We start from the raw sequence: 865 nt of genomic DNA, 5'->3' as shown, positions 1-865 counted from the left end.
TTTCGGAAATCCCAGACTCAAATGGTTTTTACTACCTAATCTGGGCTTATCGCAAGTTAATACGTCCTTCATCGCCTCTGACTGCCAAGCATCCACCGTGTACGCTTAGTCACTTAACCATACAACCCGAAGGAGTTTCGAGTTGATGAACAAGTCACCAAAGTTGTCTGCAATTTTTATACATGATGCAGACTCGATTTTGCCGGACTCAATTTTTCTTCTACCTTACTTTAAAAAAGTAAGACAAAAGCCAAGAACACTTGAATGTGTTGTATTGGTGTTTGTCTTAAAGACAAACATTGAGAACTTTACAATCAACAATAAATTGTTGATTTGTCAGCTTTCCAAATTGTTAAAGAGCAGATTTTCTAATGAAAACCATTTTTAAAAACTCTCAAGAGAGAATGTTTAAAGATGGTGGGCGATACCGGGCTCGAACCAGTGACCCCCTGCTTGTAAGGCAGGTGCTCTCCCAACTGAGCTAATCGCCCACATTAGTTTTACTTCTTGTGGAAGAAGGTTTTCAAGATGGTGGAGCTATGCGGGATCGAACCGCAGACCTCCTGCGTGCAAGGCAGGCGCTCTCCCAGCTGAGCTATAGCCCCAGCTTGAAATGGTGGGTCGTGCAGGATTCGAACCTGCGACCAATTGATTAAAAGTCAACTGCTCTACCAACTGAGCTAACGACCCAATGGTATCCCGTAGGGGAGTCGAACCCCTGTTACCGCCGTGAAAGGGCGGTGTCCTAGGCCTCTAGACGAACGGGACACTGGATTGAAGATATTGGGATATCTTCGTCTCTTTTACTTATAAACCGTATCAATCTGTGTGGACACTCATCGTGAGTAATCATCTATAAGGAGGT

The 865-nt window shown here is 44.0% G+C and carries 4 tRNA genes and 1 rRNA gene; all 5 read right to left on the bottom strand.

The window, feature by feature from the left end:
- Window positions 1-119, bottom strand: a 23S ribosomal RNA gene (locus B853_RS26190); the annotation flags it as partial.
- Between the two features lie 296 nt (window positions 120-415).
- A tRNA-Val gene (locus B853_RS15515) sits at window positions 416-491 on the bottom strand.
- 38 nt (window positions 492-529) lie between these two features.
- Window positions 530-605, bottom strand: a tRNA-Ala gene (locus tag B853_RS15510).
- A gap of 9 nt (window positions 606-614) precedes the next feature.
- Window positions 615-690 (bottom strand) — tRNA-Lys (locus tag B853_RS15505).
- 2 nt (window positions 691-692) lie between these two features.
- Window positions 693-768, bottom strand: a tRNA-Glu gene (locus tag B853_RS15500).
- Window positions 769-865: the final 97 nt, after the last annotated feature.

Origin of the sequence: Vibrio rotiferianus CAIM 577 = LMG 21460, from assembly GCF_002741985.1 — a bacterium.
Lineage (GTDB): Bacteria > Pseudomonadota > Gammaproteobacteria > Enterobacterales > Vibrionaceae > Vibrio > Vibrio rotiferianus.
The sequence above is the reverse complement of the archived record's forward strand: the minus strand, read 5'-3'. Positions and strand labels throughout refer to the sequence as shown.